15 protein-coding genes are annotated in these 17328 nt (G+C 67.7%); 8 read left to right on the plus strand and 7 right to left on the minus strand.

Going from position 1 to position 17328, the window contains the following annotated elements:
• The first annotated feature begins 54 nt into the window (after nt 1–54).
• Complete coding sequence (pgm, locus tag F1D05_RS38005) at nt 55–1677, plus strand: phosphoglucomutase (alpha-D-glucose-1,6-bisphosphate-dependent) (RefSeq protein ID WP_185445035.1); 1623 nt, start codon at nt 55–57, stop codon at nt 1675–1677.
• 270 nt (nt 1678–1947) lie between these two features.
• Here the strand turns inward: pgm and F1D05_RS38010 are convergent, their stop codons facing one another.
• Together F1D05_RS38010 and F1D05_RS38015 are read right to left on the minus strand one after the other, a co-directional pair.
• Entirely contained in the window at nt 1948–2328 is a 381-nt protein-coding gene (locus F1D05_RS38010) for a DUF3037 domain-containing protein (protein ID WP_185445036.1), read from the minus strand.
• Complete coding sequence (locus F1D05_RS38015) at nt 2325–3062, minus strand: HipA family kinase (protein WP_185445037.1); 738 nt, start codon at nt 3060–3062, stop codon at nt 2325–2327. The genes F1D05_RS38010 and F1D05_RS38015 overlap by 4 nt, the downstream gene beginning before the upstream one ends.
• A 120-nt stretch (nt 3063–3182) precedes the next feature.
• Between F1D05_RS38015 and F1D05_RS38020 the strand changes: the two genes are divergently transcribed.
• Nucleotides 3183–4223, plus strand: a complete 1041-nt coding sequence (locus F1D05_RS38020) for a carboxylate-amine ligase (RefSeq protein WP_185445038.1) — start codon at nt 3183–3185, stop codon at nt 4221–4223.
• Between the two features lie 26 nt (nt 4224–4249).
• Here the strand turns inward: F1D05_RS38020 and F1D05_RS38025 are convergent, their stop codons facing one another.
• From F1D05_RS38025 to F1D05_RS38045, 5 genes are all read right to left on the minus strand, one after another.
• The gene (locus F1D05_RS38025) at nt 4250–6073 is read right to left on the minus strand and encodes a glycerophosphodiester phosphodiesterase family protein (RefSeq protein WP_185445039.1); all 1824 of its coding nucleotides are present in this window, start codon (nt 6071–6073) and stop codon (nt 4250–4252) included.
• 129 nt (nt 6074–6202) lie between these two features.
• Entirely contained in the window at nt 6203–8983 is a 2781-nt protein-coding gene (locus F1D05_RS38030) for an ABC transporter permease (RefSeq protein WP_185445040.1), read from the minus strand.
• A complete protein-coding gene (locus F1D05_RS38035) occupies nt 8980–9738 on the minus strand; it encodes an ABC transporter ATP-binding protein (RefSeq protein ID WP_428994988.1) in 759 nt (252 codons plus the stop codon). Before F1D05_RS38035 ends, F1D05_RS38030 begins: the two co-directional genes overlap by 4 nt.
• Before the next feature lie 93 nt (nt 9739–9831).
• Nucleotides 9832–10881, minus strand: a complete 1050-nt coding sequence (locus F1D05_RS38040) for a helix-turn-helix transcriptional regulator (RefSeq protein WP_206685993.1) — start codon at nt 10879–10881, stop codon at nt 9832–9834.
• Between the two features lie 261 nt (nt 10882–11142).
• Complete coding sequence (locus tag F1D05_RS38045; RefSeq protein WP_185445041.1) at nt 11143–11748, minus strand: hypothetical protein; 606 nt, start codon at nt 11746–11748, stop codon at nt 11143–11145.
• A 124-nt stretch (nt 11749–11872) separates the two neighbouring features.
• On the opposite strand from F1D05_RS38045, the gene F1D05_RS38050 reads away from it, so the two are divergent.
• The 6 genes from F1D05_RS38050 (at nt 11873) to F1D05_RS38075 (ending at nt 17325) form a co-directional block, all read left to right on the plus strand.
• Nucleotides 11873–12271 (plus strand): hypothetical protein, encoded by a 399-nt coding sequence (locus F1D05_RS38050; protein WP_246486312.1) that lies wholly within the window; start codon nt 11873–11875, stop codon nt 12269–12271.
• A gap of 103 nt (nt 12272–12374) precedes the next feature.
• Entirely contained in the window at nt 12375–13490 is a 1116-nt protein-coding gene (locus F1D05_RS38055; RefSeq protein ID WP_246486313.1) for a GNAT family N-acetyltransferase, read from the plus strand.
• Nucleotides 13435–14412, plus strand: a complete 978-nt coding sequence (locus F1D05_RS38060) for a potassium channel family protein (RefSeq protein WP_246486314.1) — start codon at nt 13435–13437, stop codon at nt 14410–14412. The genes F1D05_RS38055 and F1D05_RS38060 overlap by 56 nt, the downstream gene beginning before the upstream one ends.
• Before the next feature lie 185 nt (nt 14413–14597).
• Nucleotides 14598–15605, plus strand: coding sequence for a LacI family DNA-binding transcriptional regulator (locus tag F1D05_RS38065; RefSeq protein ID WP_185445043.1), 1008 nt, complete (start codon nt 14598–14600; stop codon nt 15603–15605).
• 5 nt (nt 15606–15610) lie between these two features.
• Nucleotides 15611–16495: a carbohydrate ABC transporter permease gene (locus tag F1D05_RS38070; protein ID WP_246486953.1), complete on the plus strand. Its 885-nt coding sequence runs from the start codon at nt 15611–15613 to the stop codon at nt 16493–16495.
• Nucleotides 16492–17325 (plus strand): carbohydrate ABC transporter permease, encoded by an 834-nt coding sequence (locus F1D05_RS38075; RefSeq protein ID WP_185445045.1) that lies wholly within the window; start codon nt 16492–16494, stop codon nt 17323–17325. Before F1D05_RS38070 ends, F1D05_RS38075 begins: the two co-directional genes overlap by 4 nt.
• Nucleotides 17326–17328: the final 3 nt, after the last annotated feature.

Raw genomic sequence — 17328 nt, forward strand, 5'->3', positions numbered from 1 at the left:
CACGCCACCCCTGATGGAGTTGTGCACCGGCCCGAAGGCTTGTTGCATGAGCACATGCACCCACGCGCAGGCCAGCCCGCTCAGCCCGAGGACCTCGTCGATGTCGACGCCTTGCTCGCTGCCTACGACGGGATCACGCCGGACGTCGAGGACCCCGCTCAGAAGGTCGTCTTCGGTACGTCGGGCCACCGCGGCTCGAGCCTGGACGGAGCCTTCAACGAGGCGCACATCCTGGCCATCACGCAGGCGGTCTGCGAGTACCGGGCCGGTGAGGGGACGACCGGGCCGCTGCTGGTCGGCCGGGACAGCCATGGCCTGTCCGAGCCCGCCTGGCGGACGGTGCTGGAGGTGCTTGCGGGCAACAACGTCCAGACGCTCGTGGACAGCGCCGACCGGCTGACCCCGACGCCGGCCGTGTCGCACGCGATCCTGCGGCTCAACCGCGGCGCGGGCGCGGGGGCGGACGGCATCGTCATCACGCCGAGTCACAACCCGCCGCGCGATGGCGGCATCAAGTACAACCCGCCGCACGGTGGCCCGGCCGACTCCGACGCGACCGGCTGGATCGCCAACAGGGCAAACGAGCTGATCGCCGGCGGCAACCGCGAAGTACGCCGTACTCCGTTCGAAGCCGCCCGGGCGGAGGCAGGGGACTACGACTTCCTCGGCCACTACGTGGATGACCTGCCATCCGTGCTCAACCTGGACGCGATCCGATCTGCCGGAGTCCGGATCGGCGCCGACCCGCTCGGTGGCGCGAGTGTCGACTACTGGGCGGCGATCGCCGAACGGCACCGCCTCGACCTGACCGTGGTGAACCCGCGGGTCGACCCGGCCTGGTCGTTCATGACGCTCGACCACGACGGCAAGATCCGGATGGACTGCTCCTCGCCGTACGCGATGGCCTCGCTGGTCGCCCAGAAGGACCGGTACGACCTCGCGACGGGCAACGACGCCGACTCGGACCGGCACGGCATCGTCACGCCCGACGCCGGCCTGATGAACCCGAACCACTACCTGGCGGCCGCGATCTCCTATCTGTTCGCCAACCGGCAGTGGGGTCCGGACGTGGCGGTCGGCAAGACGCTGGTCTCGTCCTCGCTCATCGACCGAGTGGTCTCCGATCTCGGCCGGCGGCTCTGGGAGGTGCCGGTCGGCTTCAAGTGGTTCGTACCGGGCCTGATCGACGGGTCGGTCGGCTTCGGTGGTGAGGAGTCGGCCGGGGCGAGCTTCCTGCGCTTCGACGGCACGGTCTGGACCACGGACAAGGACGGCATCCTGCTGGCCCTGCTGGCGAGCGAGATCACCGCGGTGACGGGCGAGACCCCGTCGCAGGCGCACGCGAAACTGGTGCAGAAGTTCGGCGCCTCGGCGTACTCGCGGGTCGATGCGCCCGCGACCCGCGACCAGAAGGCGAAGCTGTCGGCGCTGTCCGCGGACGCGGTCACGGCGACCGAGTTGGCCGGCGAGCCGATCCTGGACCGGATGACCAGCGCGCCCGGGAACGGTGCGCCCATCGGCGGGCTCAAGGTAACGACCGAGTCGGCCTGGTTCGCCGCCCGCCCGTCCGGCACCGAGGACCTCTACAAGATCTACGGCGAGTCCTTCAAGGGCGAGGACCACCTCGCCGAGGTCTTCGCCGAGGCCCGCGACGTGGTGTCGGCAGCGCTGGGGTAACCGAGCGCGTTTTGTCGGATGGCGTCGCTAGTGCCCCGAGTCCGAAGTTCTTTGACGTGGACCGGCGCCCAGGCACGCACCTCGCGGCACTTGAGAATCATCCACGATGCTTCGCATCGAGGACGCTTCTCAAGCACCCCGATGCACGCACCTGAACACCGCCCACTGTCAAACAACTTCGAACTCGGGGCACGAGGGTACGGCTGGCGGGTGGTGGGTGAAGTGGCCTGTGACCCACCCGGCACCAGCCGCGTTTTCATGACCAAAGATCTAGCGGACGAAGGCGTCGACCAAGCGGTCTAGGTCGGCGGTGGGGTCGCTGGTGAGGCCGCTGTGGATGGGGCTCGGGTGCACGACCGTACTGCGGGGTGCGGCGAGCCAGCGGAAGCGTTCGCCGATCCGGGTGGTCGCCGCCGGACCGCCGTCGGGATCGCCGGCGCAGATCGCGCGGATGTGCTCGAGCGATGCGCAGACGACGTCGACGTCAACGGCCGGGTCGAGTGCCTTCAAGCGCGAAGGCTCCACGTCCCAGGCGGCGCCGAGGAAGTCCAGCGCGCGGCAGTAGAGCACTGCGCCGACGTTGACGAACTCGCCACGCTGGATCCGCGGGGCCGCCCTGAGGATGACGTAGTCGAACGGAACGAGATTCATCCCGCACCGCCCGGCAGCCAGGCGGACCGGTCAGCCAGCCGTGCGGTCAGATGGCCGAGGTACCGTTCCCGGTCTCCCTCGGAGATCCACTCGTCGGGCACCAGCCCGATCACCTCGGTCAACAGCTCTGGGGTGATCTCCGCGGCCAACTGCGAGTCGACGCCGGGCACGGTGGGAGCGATGTCGCGGAAGACATGATCGTTCGCGTCGTAGGGGAGTCCGGTGAACTTCTCGGCGGACATCCAGGAGTGGTGGAAGTACAACGCGGCTCCGTGGTCGATCAGCCAGAGGTTCTTGTGCCAGACGAGCAGGTTCGTGTTGCGCCAGGACCGATCCACGTTCGCCACGAAGGCGTCGAGCCACAGAACCCTGGCCTGGGTCGCGTCGTCGGGTTTACCGCTCGACCCGTCGTACCCGAAGGAGCCGGGCAGGAAGTCGACGGCGAGGTTGAGTCCGGCGCTGCGGATCAGCAGGTCCTGGATCTCCTCGTCGGGCTCGGACTTGCCGATCATCGGGTCGAGTTCCATCAGCTTCAGCTCGGGCACCCGCAGGCCGAGCCGGCGGAAGAGTTCCCCGACGATGACCTCGGCGACCAGCGCCTTCGGTCCCTGGCCGGCGCCGTGGAACTTGAGCACGTAGGTGCCGAGATCGTTGCCTTCGACAACACCCGGCAACGAACCACCTTCGCGTAGCGGCAGCACGTACCGGGTAGCGGTGACGATCGGCAGACTCACGTCGCAGAGCATATGCGTCCGCGGCCGGCGCCCGTCGGACCGGGCACTGTTTCTGCGCTCCCTCACCGGGTACCCGTGAGGGCACCTGACCGAGGAGAGAGTCACTTGAGCCTGCCGTCCATGGGCGTTGAAGAAGAGCTGCTGCTGATGTCCGCCGACGGGCGTCCGCTTCCGATCAGCAAGGCCGTCGCGGCGGGGGCCGGCGACATCGACGTGGAGCTCGAACTGACCAGAGCCCAGGTGGAGATCAACACGCCGGTCTGCACCACTGCCGAGGAGTTGAATGGTCAGCTCCGCAAGATGCGTTCGGTACTGGCTGTTGCCGCTGCCGAAAAGGGTGCCCGGCTGTGCGCGGTAGCCGCGCCGCCGGCGGGCGAGGCCGAACAGGCGGTGACGAAGAAGCCTCGATACCAGGAGATGGAGAAGCGGTACGGCCTACTGGCCCGTGAGCAGGGCGTTTGCGGCTGCCATGTGCACATCGACGTACCGGACCCGGAAGCTGCCGTCCGGGTCAGCAACCACCTGCGGCCGTGGATGCCGACGCTGCTGGCGTTGACAGCGAACTCGGCGATCTACCTGGGGGCCGACACCGGGTTCGCGAGTTGGCGATCGATCATGTGGTCCCGCTGGCCTTGCTCCGGCCCACCGCCGTACTTCGAATCCGCCGAGCACTATGAGGCTCTGGTCGCGATGCAGCTCGCCTCGGGCAGCATCATGGACGAGCGGATGGTCTATTGGGACATCCGGCCGTCCTCGCACCTCTCGACGGTGGAGGTACGCATCAGCGACGTACCGCTCACCATCGACGAGACGGTGTTGCTGGCGACGCTGATCCGCGCGCTGGTGATGACCGCACTCGACGACGGCGGGCTAGGACCGAAGCTGGAGCCGGAGGTACTACGGGCCGCGTACTGGCTCGCTGCTCGCGACGGGATCGAAGGCAACGGTCTCGACGTACTGCGTGCCAGACCCCTGCCGATGAGCGGGCTGCTGGGATTCCTCCAGCGGCACGTCGCTCCGGCGCTGGAGGAGCTCGGCGAGGCCGACGCGGTCGCGGAAGCGGTCCAGCGCCAACTGAGGGATGGCAATGGCGCGATGAAGCAGCGCAAGGTCTTCCGTGAGGGTGACGACATCATCACCCTCACGGAAATCAAGCCCTGAAGCCCCGGATCGGAAGTTCCGTTGCGCTAGCCGCGGAGGAAGTCCTCCAGGCCGTGGAGGTCGTCGGTGTTGAGGTTGTCGACGCCGGCCGCGGTGAGCTCTGACCAGAGGGCGTCCCGGGCCGCGCCGCGGACGTCCGGGGTCTCCCAGAAGCGGACCTTGTAGCCGGCGCGGTGGGCGGTCGTGACGATGTCACGCAGCTTGGTCCGCTCGGCCGCCGGGAACTCGCCGATGCCTCGCCAGGTGAAGTTCTTGGACCAGTTGTCGCTCACCAACGGCATGACCGATGCGGGCAACTTGGAGTTCAGGTCGGACAGCCGGCCGTCGTAACCGGCGTACCGGATCTTCTGTGCCTGCAGGATGTCCAGCGGCCGGTTGCCGCTGATCACCGATGTCACTGCGCCGCGACGCACCTTGCCACCCGCGTACACGGTGCTGATGCCGCGGTACTTTTGCAGTGCCTTGTCGATCGCCGCGTACGTCGTCGGCCCGTCGCTCTTGATGTCGATGAGCAACTGGAAGTCGCGACCATGGCGGTAGACCTGACCGCCGTTCATCCGGACCCGCTGGGTGAGCGGTTCGAGGTACAGGTTCTCCAGGTTCCGGCCCGGTACGGCGTCAGCCAGGTCGTGTGCGACGCGGAGCTCACCGTCGATCAGCCAGACGTCCGCCTCGACACTGTTGAAGCCGCGGTCGAGTGCGTCCAGCAACGGCCGGCGGTGGTCGTAGTCGTTGTGCGCGTGAGCAGTGGGCAGCGACCGGACCGGAGGAGCGTCGTACGCGCGGGGCAGCCGGAAGCCGGCCTCTGCGGCGACAGTACGGACCCGATCCGGGTAGTCGGAGATGACGCCGTCGACACCGAGTCCGATCAGCCACTGCATCGTCGCGGGGTCGTCCACGGTCCACGGCACGACCTTCATCCCGGCCTGGTGGGCCGAGCGCACCATGTCGGCGGTGACATACGGCTGGTATGACGGGTCGGTGACCTTGCCGTTTTGCGGGAACCCGTGCACCGGGGAGATCGCGGCGGCGCCGAAGGACTTGGTCGCCTTCACCAGGTCGCCGCCGAAGTCGTCGATGTCGATCCCGCCGAGCCACGGCGACTTGCCGGGCTTGCCGGTCTCCAGGAAGTCGTAGTTCGTCAGCGCGACCAGTGGCAGCTCCGGGGCGACCTGGCGCATCCGCATCAGCGAGCCCCAGTCGAAGCTCTGGATCGTCACCTGGCGGGCGATGTGTGCCTTGCGGATCTCCTGGGCGACCACCTGGACGAACTGCTCGCGCGGAGCGGTCTGGCTGGGCGCACCCGCCTCGACCTTGGTCTCGACGTTGAGCTTCACCCCGTTGGCGTGGAACCGGTGGACGAGGTCGAACACCTCGCGCAGTTCCGGCATCCGGGCGCCGGGGTCGGGCGTCTGGCCGGGGAAGCCGGCCTGGGGGAGTGAGCCACAGTCGAGCTGCTTCACCTGGGCCAGCGTCAGCGTGTTGATGAACTTGCCGACGTACGGGTATTCGGGGTCGTTCGGCGTGTAAGGCCCGGTGTCCTTGCACTTGCTGCCGGTGACCTGGCGGTCGTGGGTGACCACTGCCTGGCCGTCCTGAGTGATCTGGACGTCCAGTTCGAGCGTGGTCACGCCGAGTTCGAGGCCGCGGGAGAAGGACGCGATCGTGGATTCGACCGTCAGGCCGAGACCGCCGCGGTGCCCTTGGATGTCGAAGTCACGGTGGTTGCCCAAAGCCGAGATCGAGGCCGAAGCCGAGGCCGAAGCCGAGGCCGGGAGGGTGGCTAGCCCCTGGTTCAGCAGGCCGGCCGTGAGGGCCAGCGGAAGGAGCGCGCGGGGTAGGCGGCGCATGAGGTGGGTTCCCTTCGTCGAGTCGGGGCGGACTGTCAGAGGCCGAGCGTGAACGGTTTACGGGACACCCGGCCTTCTAGAAGGTTACCGACAAGAGGCTGAATGGTGAGCGCCTGACGCCGCAACAGCTCACTCGTACTGCAAAGCCTCCAGGGGATCGAGGCGGGCGGCTCGACGGGCCGGCCAGATCGCGGCGAAGATGCCGACCATGACTGAGACGACGGCGAACAGCGCCAGTTGGCCGGTCGGTACGGCGAAGCTGATCTCGTCCAGCCGGGCCGCGAGCAGCAGAGCCAGTCCGAGCCCGAGCAGGATCCCGATCACGGCACCGATCAGCGCGGTGATCACGCTCTCGTGCCGGATCATCCGCTTCACCTGGCGCCGGGTCAGCCCGATCGCCCGCAGCATGCCGAGCTCGCGAGTCCGCTCGAACACCGTCAGTACGAGGGTGTTGACGATGCCGAACAGGCTTACCAGCACCGACAGCGCGAGCAGCACGTAGAGGACGTTGAGGAGGCTCTTGATGCCGTCGGACTGGACCTTCTTGAACTGCTCGCGGGTCAGCGCCTTCGCATTCGGGAACGTACTCAAGGCCTGCGTGAGGACCGCCGTGTTCGCGGTGGTGACTCCACCTTGGAGGCTGACGAAGGTGTACAGGTTGAGTGGCTGCGGGTTGGTGGCGTCGAAGGCCTCGGTCGAGATCGTCACGTTGCCGAACGGTGATCCGCCGGCCGGCGGCTGGAAGATCCCCCGCACGCGTAGCGGCAGGGTCTTGCCGGCCACGGTCTCCAGCGACAGCTCCGAGCCGGTCGTCAGGCCGTGCTTCTTGGCGAAGTCGGCATCGACGACCGCGCCGTCGGCACCCAGTTCGCCGAGGGTCGCCTGCGAACCGGACTTCCAGTCGAAGGTGACCACCTCCGGCGCCTGATCGTCGACGCCGGTGATCGGGATCGTCTCGCCGAACGCCTGGCCCTGTCCGCCGCGCACGCTCGAGAGCGCGTCCACCCCAGGGACGCTCTCCACCGCCGCGGCCACGGTCGGTGGCAACGGGCTGAAGTTGTTCTGTGCGGTGATCGCGTAGTCCGCGCTGAAGATCTTGTCGACGGCATCCTCGAACGGCCGGATGATGCCCGCGCCGAGAGTGGCGACCAGCGTGACCAGGGCCAGCCCGATCATCAGGGCCGCCGCGGTCGAAGCGGTCCGGTGCGGATCGCGCCGGCTGTTCTGGCCGCCGATACCGACAGCGGGCCGATCACTCAGTACGCCGGGGAACTCCGCGGGCCACTCCGGGCGCCAGGAGCTGATCGCCCGGCGTACGGCCATCAGGCCCACGATCACCAGCAGAATTGGATTCAGTACTGCGCCGAGCACCAACCCACCAGCCCGTGACAAGCCTGATCCGGGTCCCCAGAACCCGCGGCGGACAAGCCAGTACGGCAGAGAGAACAGGGGCCAGACCAGGATCGTCAGGACCAGTACCGACCACCGTGCGATCGGGTCCGAGGCGGCAGCGAGCGGCCGCACCAACCTGGCCGAGAACAGGGCGATGCCGATGAAGATCAGCAGTACGCCGAACGCCAGTAGGCCGAGCAGCGTGCCAGTGGCGAGCCCGTTGACGAACAGCCCGACCACCACGAGCGCGACGCCGAGCGCAGCGAGCAGCGCGGCACCCAGCGGGCGGAAGCGGTTGTACTTGCCCGGCGGCAGTTTGGCGCCTTCCCGGACGGCCGCGATCGGCGGCACCCGGGTCGCACGCCACGCAGGTCGCAGGCTGGCGAGCAAGGTGACCAGTACGCCGACAATCAACGCGACGACGATGGTCCGGGTGCGAAACACGAGCCCGTTGTTGGGCAGTGTCAGGCCCGCGGCGTCGAAGATCTTGAACAGGCCGGTGGCGATCCCCAGACCGAGGAAGAGACCGGCGATCGCGGACACCAGACCGGTCAGCAGCGCTTCGAGCACTACGGAGTACAGGACCTGGCGACGCGAGGCACCGAGCGTCCGCAGCGTCGCGAACTCGCGGGTCCGCTGGGCGATCGTGATGGACAACGAGTTCGCGATCACGAAGGAGCCGACGAACAGCGCGATCCCGCCGAATACGAGCAGGAAGGTCCGGAAGAAGGTCAGGAAGCTCGACGTGCCCTTGGCGTCCTCGGCGGCCTGGTCGTCGGCGCTGCGGATCTGGGTGCCGGTCGGCAGAACCTTCTGGACCGCGTCGACGAGTTGCTTGCCGGAGGTCCCGTCCTTGGCCGACAGCAGGATCTGGTCGAGCTTGCCGGCCTTGTCGAAGAGTTGCTGCGCGGTCGGAAGGTCGAAACCGGCGAGCGTGGCGCCGCCGATCGACGACACCGACCCGAACTCGACCAGCCCGGAGATCTTCATCCGCTGAACGGCACCACGAGCCTGTACGCCGATGGTGTCGCCGGTCGCGAAGCCTTTCGCCTGGGCGGTCTTGGTGTCGATCACCACCTGGCCGGAAGTCGGCCAGTCGCCTTTCACCAGGGCCAGGGTGTTGAACTCGGGCCGTTCCGTGTTGATGCTGAACCCGAGATTCGGGGCGCCTCCGAAGACGACAGCCTTGCCGTCGTGGCCGATCAGTTGTGCCTCACCGGCGACCGCGCCGTCGGCCGCGCCGACCTCAGGCAGCGCCGCCACCTTGGCGAGCAGACCCTGATCGAACGGTGGTGTCCTACCGGCGCCGTCGTCCGACAGGTCGAAAGCGGTCTTGCCGGTGATCGCGGCGTCGGTGTTCTTGTAGTTCTCGGAGAAGATCGAGTCGAAGGCGCTCGAGATCGAATCGGTCAGCACGAAGGTGCCAGACACCAGCGCGACGCCGAGCACGACCCCGATCGCGGTCAGCGCGGTCCGCAGCTTCCGGCCGAGCAGCCCGCGCAACGCGAACCGGATCATTGCAGGTCCAGCGAGTCGATGATCTGCAGGATCTCGCCCTGGGTGGTCCGGCCGGTCTCCTTGACGATCTCCCCGTCGGCCAGGAACAGGACGCGGTCGGCCATCGCGGCCGCCCGGGCGTCGTGAGTCACCATCACCGTCGTCTGGCCGTAGGAGTCGACCGAGCCACGCATCAGTTGCAGGATCTCGTTGCTGGTGCGGGAGTCCAGGTTGCCGGTCGGCTCGTCCGCGAAGATCACCGTCGGCCGCGACACCAGGGCGCGGGCGATCGCGACCCGTTGCTGCTGGCCCCCGGACAGTTCCGCCGGGCGATGCGTGAGCCGGTCCGCGAGTCCGACCCGGGCGATCAGCTCGTCGAAGTACTCCGGGTCGGGCTTCTCGCCGGCGATGGTCAGCGGCAGCACGATGTTCTCGCGCGCGGTGAGCATCGGCAGCAGGTTGAAGAACTGGAAGATGAAGCCGATGTGTTCGCGGCGCAGCTTGGTCAGTGCGTCGTCGCCGAGCGTGGTGATCTCGGTACCGGCGATCAGCACCGAGCCCGGGGTGGGCTTGTCCAGCCCGGCCAGGATGTGCATCAAGGTCGACTTGCCCGAGCCGGACGGCCCCATCACCGCCGTCAGCTTGCCGGCCTCGATCTGCACGCTGACTCCCCGCAGCGCGTGCACAGCCGTGTCGCCCTCGCCGTACGTCCGCTCCAGGTCGGTGGCAACCACCACAGAATCCTGTGCGTGCTCGTTCCCCTCCATGCCGATCATCGCCCTCCCGGCCGATCAATTGCCCCCGAGTGTGCTCGCCTTCGGGGCGCGACGGTAGGGGGTTTATCCCTGACCGGCCCCTGACCGCCGCGGTCAGAGCCAGCCGTTGCGGGCGGCGTGGAAACCGAGCTGGAGGCGGGTGTCGGCCGAGACGCGGTCCATCAAGGCCCGGACCCGGCGTTGCACGGTGCGCATCGAGAGGCCGAGCTGATTGGCGACCGCCTGGTCGGTGAGGCCGGCCAGCAGGAGGCCGAGAATGCGGGCGTCCAGCTCCGGAACCCCGGATCGGGGTCCTTCGACCTTGCCGTCGGCGCCGAGCATCAGCGGGATCCCATCCCGCCAGAGCCGGTCGAACAGGGCGAGCAGGGCATCGAGCATGCCGCTGCGGTGCACGATCAGAGCGCCGATGCTGCGCTCGGACTCCGACAGCAACTCCACGAGCGCGATCCGCCGGTCGACGATCAGCAGCCGGATCGGCAGCTCGGGCACCACCCGGACCTCTTCACCCGCCTGGATCGAGTCGGACGCGATCGCGAAGTATCCCGGCCGGTCGAAGGAGCTGCGTTCGATCAGCACCTGGTACCGGACGCCTCGGGTGACGGCCGCGTCCTCGGCCGTGTTCTCCTCCGGCGCGACCACCGCGATGTCCGACTTGACGAAGCCGAGGACCTCCTCGCGAGCGGACATCTGTAGCTGGGTGAAGCGCTGCCCGACGGCCTTGGGGCCGCGCACGACGTCGACGACATCACTCACAGAGCGGTCGGTGTCGGTCCCGCGATAGACCTCGGTCAGCGTCTCGATCTCGCGCTGGGCCCGCCGCAACGCTTCTTCCCGCTGTACTGCGAGCGCAGCGAGCGCCACCGAGGGAGGCGAGGCGACGTACCGGTCGGTGCCACTGCTCGAGCGGGCGGCGAGGCCGAGAGTCTCGAGCGCGGCCAGTGATCTGGCCGCGTCGAGCGGATGGCAGCTCAGCCGCTCGGCGAGACCGGCGGCGTCGTACGATGGCACCTCGACGAGCGCCCGGTAGGCGAGCTCCTCGGAGTCGTCGAGTCCGAGCGCGTCCAGCACAGGTACCTCCCAGACGAAGCGGCCGGCCAGGCCTGCCGCCATCGTGCCAGTAACCGGATCTGCCCGGTACGACATTTCGCCGTGGTTGCCGCCAGCAACCGTCTGAGGAGGGGAAAGTTTGGGGCGTCGGACCGGGAAGCGCCTCACGGCGCGAGGCCGCTCGAAGCGGCTATATTTGGGACCCGGGGCTACCGCGGCCCGACACCTTCATCAGTATAACCCGGTCTTTGAATGCCTTCAGCCTAACCGGTCCGCAAACACCTTGTCCTATTGAGCTTTAGCGCCATAGCACCCCGAAACGCAGGATGCAAGAGACGCCGCCGGACTACCAGCGAGTTACCAGAGTTGCCCGGCTCGTTCGGTCCGCGCCGCGGTCTGGAGCTGGTCAGCCATCTCGACGAGTTTCGAGGCGGACAGGACCTGCCCGTGGCCGTCGTCCGCGAGATGGGCTCGGCCGGTCGCCACGATCCGGGCGAAGGCGGCGGCCCGATCCAGGGTGGTGGCGAAATCGCCGGTCGCGACGCCCCGCAGTACGGCGTCGACCATTTCCCGCACCTCGGTGGGGCCGGGCGGGTCGGCGACACCAGCGACCACTGCGTGGACCTCGGCGTACTCGCGGCCGGTGGCGTACTCCCGGGACACCTCCTCGGCGTGCGAGTGCACCCAGGAGCGCAGCAGGTACAGCCGCCACAGCGTGCCCGGTAGCGAGTCGGAGGGGCTGTCGGACCACAGGTCGGCCAGCTCGTCGAGGCCGTAGTCGTCGGCAAGCTTCACCACGCGTGCGATCACCTCCGCGTCCTCGGTGGACCGGGCGCCACGGACGAGCAGTTCCGCGGTCCGGTGCGCTACCTCGGCGATCGCCGCCGGGTCCGAGGCGCCGGGCAGCGAGTCGAACAGCTTGTTACCCGGCAGGATCGGCCGGCGCGGAGTAGGTACCGTCACTCGCCCAATGGTGCCCGACAGCGCCCAACGCTGCATGCCGACCCGGCAGTGTTTGATCCATTTCCCACCCCACCGCCCCGGTGGGTCAGTCCCCACCGCCCATTGAGTCAGTACAGTCGGTTGTATGGCAGGTGGGCGGAGTCGGTTGGCGAAGAACATGGTCAAGTACGGCGTGCGGTACGGGCCGATGGCGTTCGAAGCCGTCAAGCACGGCCGCGAACCGGCGCAGCAGGCGGTCCAGGCGGCGCTGGCGAAGCGCTCTGCCCGGAAGAAGGCGTTCGAGCACGCGCTGACTGTCCGCGACGGTTCCCTGCTGAAAGTGATCAAGGACGGCCAGGCGGTGTTCTTCGTCTTCAGCGGCGACGCGATCGTGACCACCTACCCGCCGGTGCCACAGCCGTCGTACCCGGAGCTGCTCCGGCACGCCGACCTGGACCGGCGCGAGAACGCGGCGGAACTGGCCGCCAGTCGGCCCAAGCTGACCGACCGGCTGCCGAAGGTCGCACGCCGCCGCAAGGGTTGACGCGGGTGTAACATCCCCGACCCGACCAGGCAACACCTCCCACGCACAGTGGACAGATCCCCGTCTCGGGTCCGACGGGTGTTCCACGAGGGAGGGCGTCATCATGCTCTGGAAGATCAGGACCGAACTCGCCGACCGGCCCGGAGCGCTGGCCGAACTCGCAGCACGGTGTGGTGCCGACGAGATCAACATCCTCAGTCTTGAGGTCTTCACCGCCGAGTCCGGCGCCGTCGACGAACTGGTGGTCTCCACCGGCGTCGGCTGGACCGCCGAGACCCTCACCGCCTTGGTCACAGAAGCCGGCTGCGTCCGTACGACGGTCCGCCCGTGCCAGGCCGATGTCCTGAACGATGCCCCGACCAGGTACCTCCGCGCCGTACTGCGGCTGCTCGACGACCCGATGTCGGTGGACGAGGAACTAGAGAACCTGCAGGGCTTCGAGGAGTACACCCCGGCCGAATGGGCCCGGGCCGATGTCCTGGTGGAGATCGCGGGCCGGTTGGCCGAGCGCGACCAGGCCGCCGTACAGGATGGCCCGCGACCAGGTAGCGGCGTACCGGAGCTCCGGCGAGCCACTGTCGCGGACGCCGAGGCCGTAGTGGCCATGCACGAGCGCTGTTCGTACGAGAGCCGCGCGCGCCGCTATCACGTGCCCATGCCGAAGCTGACCACCCGTACGGCGAGGCACCTGTCCGCACCGGCCGGTGGCATCTCAGTGGTTGCCTCTGTCGGTGGAGCGGTCGTCGGCATGGCCACTGCCGCTCCGTGGGAGGAGCTGGGCAGTACAGCGATGGAGATGGCCGTCCTGGTCGAGGACGGATGGCAGAACCAGGGGCTGGGCAGCCAACTGCTGCGCCGGGTCATCCAGGAGGCTCGAGAGCTCGGTGCGGACCGTGCTGTCTGCATGGTGCAACCAGAGAACGTCGCGATGCTCCGGACGGTCGAGGGGCTCCGGATGCGGACGAGAGTGGTGCAGGATAGCGGTCATCTGATGGTGACTGTTGCACTGTCCGACCAGAGCCTGTCGCATGCGGTGGATCGGGCGCCGGTGCCCTATCGTCAGACGCGTGCCATCCCTGCCCACCGGTCGCAATCCGCACGGTCTCTTGGTCAACCTGCCCGCGAGCACTCGCTCGCCGGTGGTGGAGCTGCTCCGTCGGTTGATGATCGCGCTGGGGCTGTTGATCCTGATGGTGCTCATCGTTCTGGTCGATCGTGACGGTTACAGGGACACCTATGACGGTCAGGTCGGCTTCATCGACAGCATCTACTACGCGACTGTCACGCTGACCACGACCGGGTACGGCGACATCACTCCGGTGACGCCCACTGCCCGGCTGGTGAACGCCTTCGTCGTCACGCCGCTGCGGATCTCCTTCCTGGTGGTGCTGGTCGGTACGACCCTGGAAGTCTTGGCGAACGAAGGTCGCCGCGTCATGCGCGACACTCGATGGAGGAAGCGCATGAAGGACCACGTCGTTGTCGTCGGCTACGGGACCAAGGGCCGCTCGGCGGTGCAAACCCTGCTCAGCAACGGGGTGCAGCGGGAGAAGATCGTCGTGATCGATCCGCGCGCCACGGCGATCGGGGACGCGGGCAACGATCGGATGGCAGCCTTCCACGGCGACGCGACGAACCGGACCGTACTGCGCAGGGCCGAGGTCGTGACAGCTCGCGAGGTGATCGTGACGACGGATCGCGACGACTCGGCCGTGCTCGTCACACTGGCGGTCCGGCAGCTCAACCCGAAGGCGCACATCGTCGTTGCCGTCCGCGAGGAGGACAACGTGCCGCTGCTGCGGCAGAGCGGCGCGGACGCCGTGGTCACTTCGTCCGAGGCGGTCGGCCGGCTGCTCGGTCTGTCCGCGGTCAGCCCGAACCTCGGCGAGGTGATGGAGGACCTGCTCACGTACGGCGAGGGCCTGGAGGTCGCCGAGCGTCCGGTGCTCGGCCGCGAGGTCGGCAAGGCGCCTGCGTCGGTGCCGGACCGTGTGGTCTCCGTCGTCCGCGACGGCAAGGTCCACCGGTACTACGAGTCGTCCGTCTCCGTGCTGGCAGCGGGTGACAAGCTCATCGTCGTCCGCCCCGCCAAGGAGACCCCCTGGGCCGAGCGCCCAGGCGCCGACGACCAGGAAGAGTAACGCCCAGAACTGGCGACTTCGGACAGCAACTGGGGACCTCGGACAGGAAATGACTTGTCCGAGGTCCCCAGTTGCTGTCCGAGGTCCCGGGAACTCCACCTCCGAACCAGCTTGTTGACTGGTCTGGCGCGCTGTTTTATGGTGTGCTCTGTAAACGATTACAAGAACGATTACAGGAGGTCGGCGTGAGTCGTCCGACGATTGCTGGAGTTGCCCGGGCGGCCGGGGTTTCGGTGGCGTCGGTGTCGCGCGTGCTGAACGGGCTGCCGGCCACCGTGGAGATGGTGGAGCGGGTTCAGCGGGCCGTCGAGCAGCTCGGCTACGTGCCGGATGCGCGAGCCCGGTCGCTGAAGGTCGGCCGGACGTTCCAGCTCACGCTGGCCGTCGCCGATGTCGGTAACCCGGTCTACGTGACGATGATGCGGGCGGTCGAGGAAGTGGTCTCCGCCGCCGGATACCGGCTGGTCGTGACCACCACCGGGCCCGATGTCGTCGACGAGGTCGCGCTGGTGCGGGGGATGGCCCGTGGGTACGCCGACGGCCTGGTGATCAGCCCGCTGCGCGTCGACGACGACCTGATCAAGTCGATCCGCGAGTGCGACGTACCGGTGGTTGTCGCCGGTAATGTTCCGGCGAGCGCGGGCGTCGACACGATCCGGGCGAACTCGCCCAAGGGGATGCTGCTCGCGGTCGAACACCTGCTGCAGAAGGGCCGCCGCCGGATCGCGTTCGTGAACGGTCCGGTCGACACTGTTCCCGGCGCGGCCCGGGCGAAGGGTTTCGCCGAGGCGATGAAGGCGAACGGGTTGCGATCGGTGGCCGAGGTCGAGGCGATCGACTTCACCTTCGCGGCCGGTCGCGAGGCGGCTCGCGAGCTGTTGTCCGGGCTGCCGAGAGGCGCTTCCGGGCGCCCCGATGCGGTGATCGCCGCCAACGACCTGCTGGCTGTCGGGCTGATGCACGAACTCGCCGCCGACGGCCTCGAAGTACCGAAGGATGTCGCTGTGGTCGGGATGGACGACAGTGAGCTTGCCGAGCAGTCGTTCCCACCGCTGACGAGCGTGAACCTCGGTTCCGCCGAACGAGGGCGGCGGGCCGCGGAGTTGCTGCTGGCAAGGATCGAGGACGACACCCGCACCCCGCGGCGAATCGTCGTCCAGCCGACGCTCAGCGTGCGGAGGTCAACCCCTTGAGCACCGTGACAACCGGCAGGCCGAAGCAGAACAGGGAGGCCATCTTCCTGTTCCTGCCCGCGCTGCTGCCGATCTTGTTGTTCAGCGTCTACCCGCTGCTGCGTGGTCTGGCGCTCGGTTTCACCAACGCCCGCGCCGGCCTGCACGTCGATACCCACTTCATCGGCTTCGGCAACTTCTCCAAGCTGCTGCACAACGACCTGTTCTGGTCGTCGTTCAAGATCGGCTTGATCTGGACCTTGTCGGTCACGATCCTGCAGTTCGTCGCCGCGCTCGGCCTGGCCCTGCTGCTCAACACGAACATTCGCTTCCGCGGCGTCGCCCGCACCCTCGCGTTGATCCCGTGGGCGATGCCGCCGGTGGTCGTCGCGATCATGTGGCGGTTGCTGCTGCATCCGACCAACGGCCCGGTCAACGAGATCCTGCAGAACCTGCATCTGACCGATCACCCGATCAACTTCCTCGGCGACTTCAGTACCGCGCTGCCGGCGGTGATCGTGGTCGGGATCTGGGTCGGCATGCCGATGACCACGGTGACCTTGCTCGCCGGTCTGCAGGGCATCGACCGAACCCTGTACGAAGCGGCGGCGGTGGACGGCGCGAGCGCGTGGCGCCAGTTCTGGAACATCACCCTGCCGCAACTGCGGACCGTGATCGTGGCGATCACCAGCCTCGACATGATCTGGAACTTCAACTCGTTCGGCCTGGTTTACGTGCTGACCGCCGGCGGGCCGGGTGGCAAGACGATGCTGCCGATGCTGTTCGCCTACAACGAGGCGTTCCGGTACGGGAACTTCGGGATGGCCGCCGCGATGGGTGACGTGATGGTCGTGATCATCATCGTGTTCCTCGCCTTCTATCTCCGCAACCGGCTGAGGAGTGAGGCATGAGGACCAGGCCGGCGACCCGGGCCGCGCAGTACGTGGCCGTCGTTTGTTACTTGATCTTCCTCGGGTTCCCGCTGCTCTGGCTGATCTCGAGTTCGCTCAAGTCGCCGCAGGAGTTCGCGAGCATCGACCCGTCGTTCCTGCCCAAGCATCCGGACTTCTCCAACTTCACCGATGCCCTGGAGGAGCAGGGGCTGGTCCGGTCGATGCTGAACTCCCTGCAGATCTCGGTCGCGTCGACGGTGCTGGTGCTGATCGTGTCGCTGCCGGTGGCGTACGCGCTGGCCAGGTTCCGCAGCCGGCTGCGGCCGATCACGAACGGGTGGATCCTGGTCAGCCAGGTGTTCCCGGTGATCCTGATCGTGATCCCGCTGTTCATGATCCTGCGGCCGCTGCACCTGACGAACACGATCCCCGGTGTGGTGATCGTCTACACGGTCTGGTCGATGCCGTTCGCCCTGTGGATGCTGCAGGGGTACGTCGCCGCCGTACCGCGTGAGCTCGAGGAAGCCGCCTCCGTCGACGGCGCGAGCCGGGTCCGAACCATCGTGTCGATCGTGATGCCGTTGCTGCGGCCGGGGCTGATCGCGACGGCGATGTTCACCTTCATCTCGGCGTGGAACGAGTTCTTCTTCGCCCTGGTCCTGTTGCAGGACCCCCAACTCAAGACGCTGCCGCTGGTGCTCGCCCGCTTCGTCGGTGCCGAGGGCCAGGTCCAGTTCGGACCCCTCGCGGCCGCGTCCGTCCTGGCCACCGTGCCGAGCCTTGTGTTCTTTGCCTTCCTTCAGCGCCGGTTGACTTCCGGCCTGTTGAGCGGCGCAGTCAAGGGTTAGAGA

The organism is Kribbella qitaiheensis, from assembly GCF_014217565.1.
In the GTDB taxonomy this organism is placed as follows: domain Bacteria; phylum Actinomycetota; class Actinomycetes; order Propionibacteriales; family Kribbellaceae; genus Kribbella; species Kribbella qitaiheensis_A.

Coding starts and splice junctions, on each gene's coding strand:
- pgm (WP_185445035.1), top strand. CDS start 55: ATGCACCCACGCGCAGGCCAGCCCGCTCAGCCCGAGGACCTCGTCGAT.
- F1D05_RS38010 (WP_185445036.1), bottom strand. CDS start 2,328: ATGAATCTCGTTCCGTTCGACTACGTCATCCTCAGGGCGGCCCCGCGG.
- F1D05_RS38020 (WP_185445038.1), top strand. CDS start 3,183: ATGGGCGTTGAAGAAGAGCTGCTGCTGATGTCCGCCGACGGGCGTCCG.
- F1D05_RS38025 (WP_185445039.1), bottom strand. CDS start 6,073: ATGCGCCGCCTACCCCGCGCGCTCCTTCCGCTGGCCCTCACGGCCGGC.
- F1D05_RS38030 (WP_185445040.1), bottom strand. CDS start 8,983: ATGATCCGGTTCGCGTTGCGCGGGCTGCTCGGCCGGAAGCTGCGGACC.
- F1D05_RS38035 (WP_428994988.1), bottom strand. CDS start 9,738: ATGATCGGCATGGAGGGGAACGAGCACGCACAGGATTCTGTGGTGGTT.
- F1D05_RS38040 (WP_206685993.1), bottom strand. CDS start 10,881: ATGTCGTACCGGGCAGATCCGGTTACTGGCACGATGGCGGCAGGCCTG.
- F1D05_RS38050 (WP_246486312.1), top strand. CDS start 11,873: ATGGCAGGTGGGCGGAGTCGGTTGGCGAAGAACATGGTCAAGTACGGC.
- F1D05_RS38055 (WP_246486313.1), top strand. CDS start 12,375: ATGCTCTGGAAGATCAGGACCGAACTCGCCGACCGGCCCGGAGCGCTG.
- F1D05_RS38060 (WP_246486314.1), top strand. CDS start 13,435: ATGATCGCGCTGGGGCTGTTGATCCTGATGGTGCTCATCGTTCTGGTC.
- F1D05_RS38075 (WP_185445045.1), top strand. CDS start 16,492: ATGAGGACCAGGCCGGCGACCCGGGCCGCGCAGTACGTGGCCGTCGTT.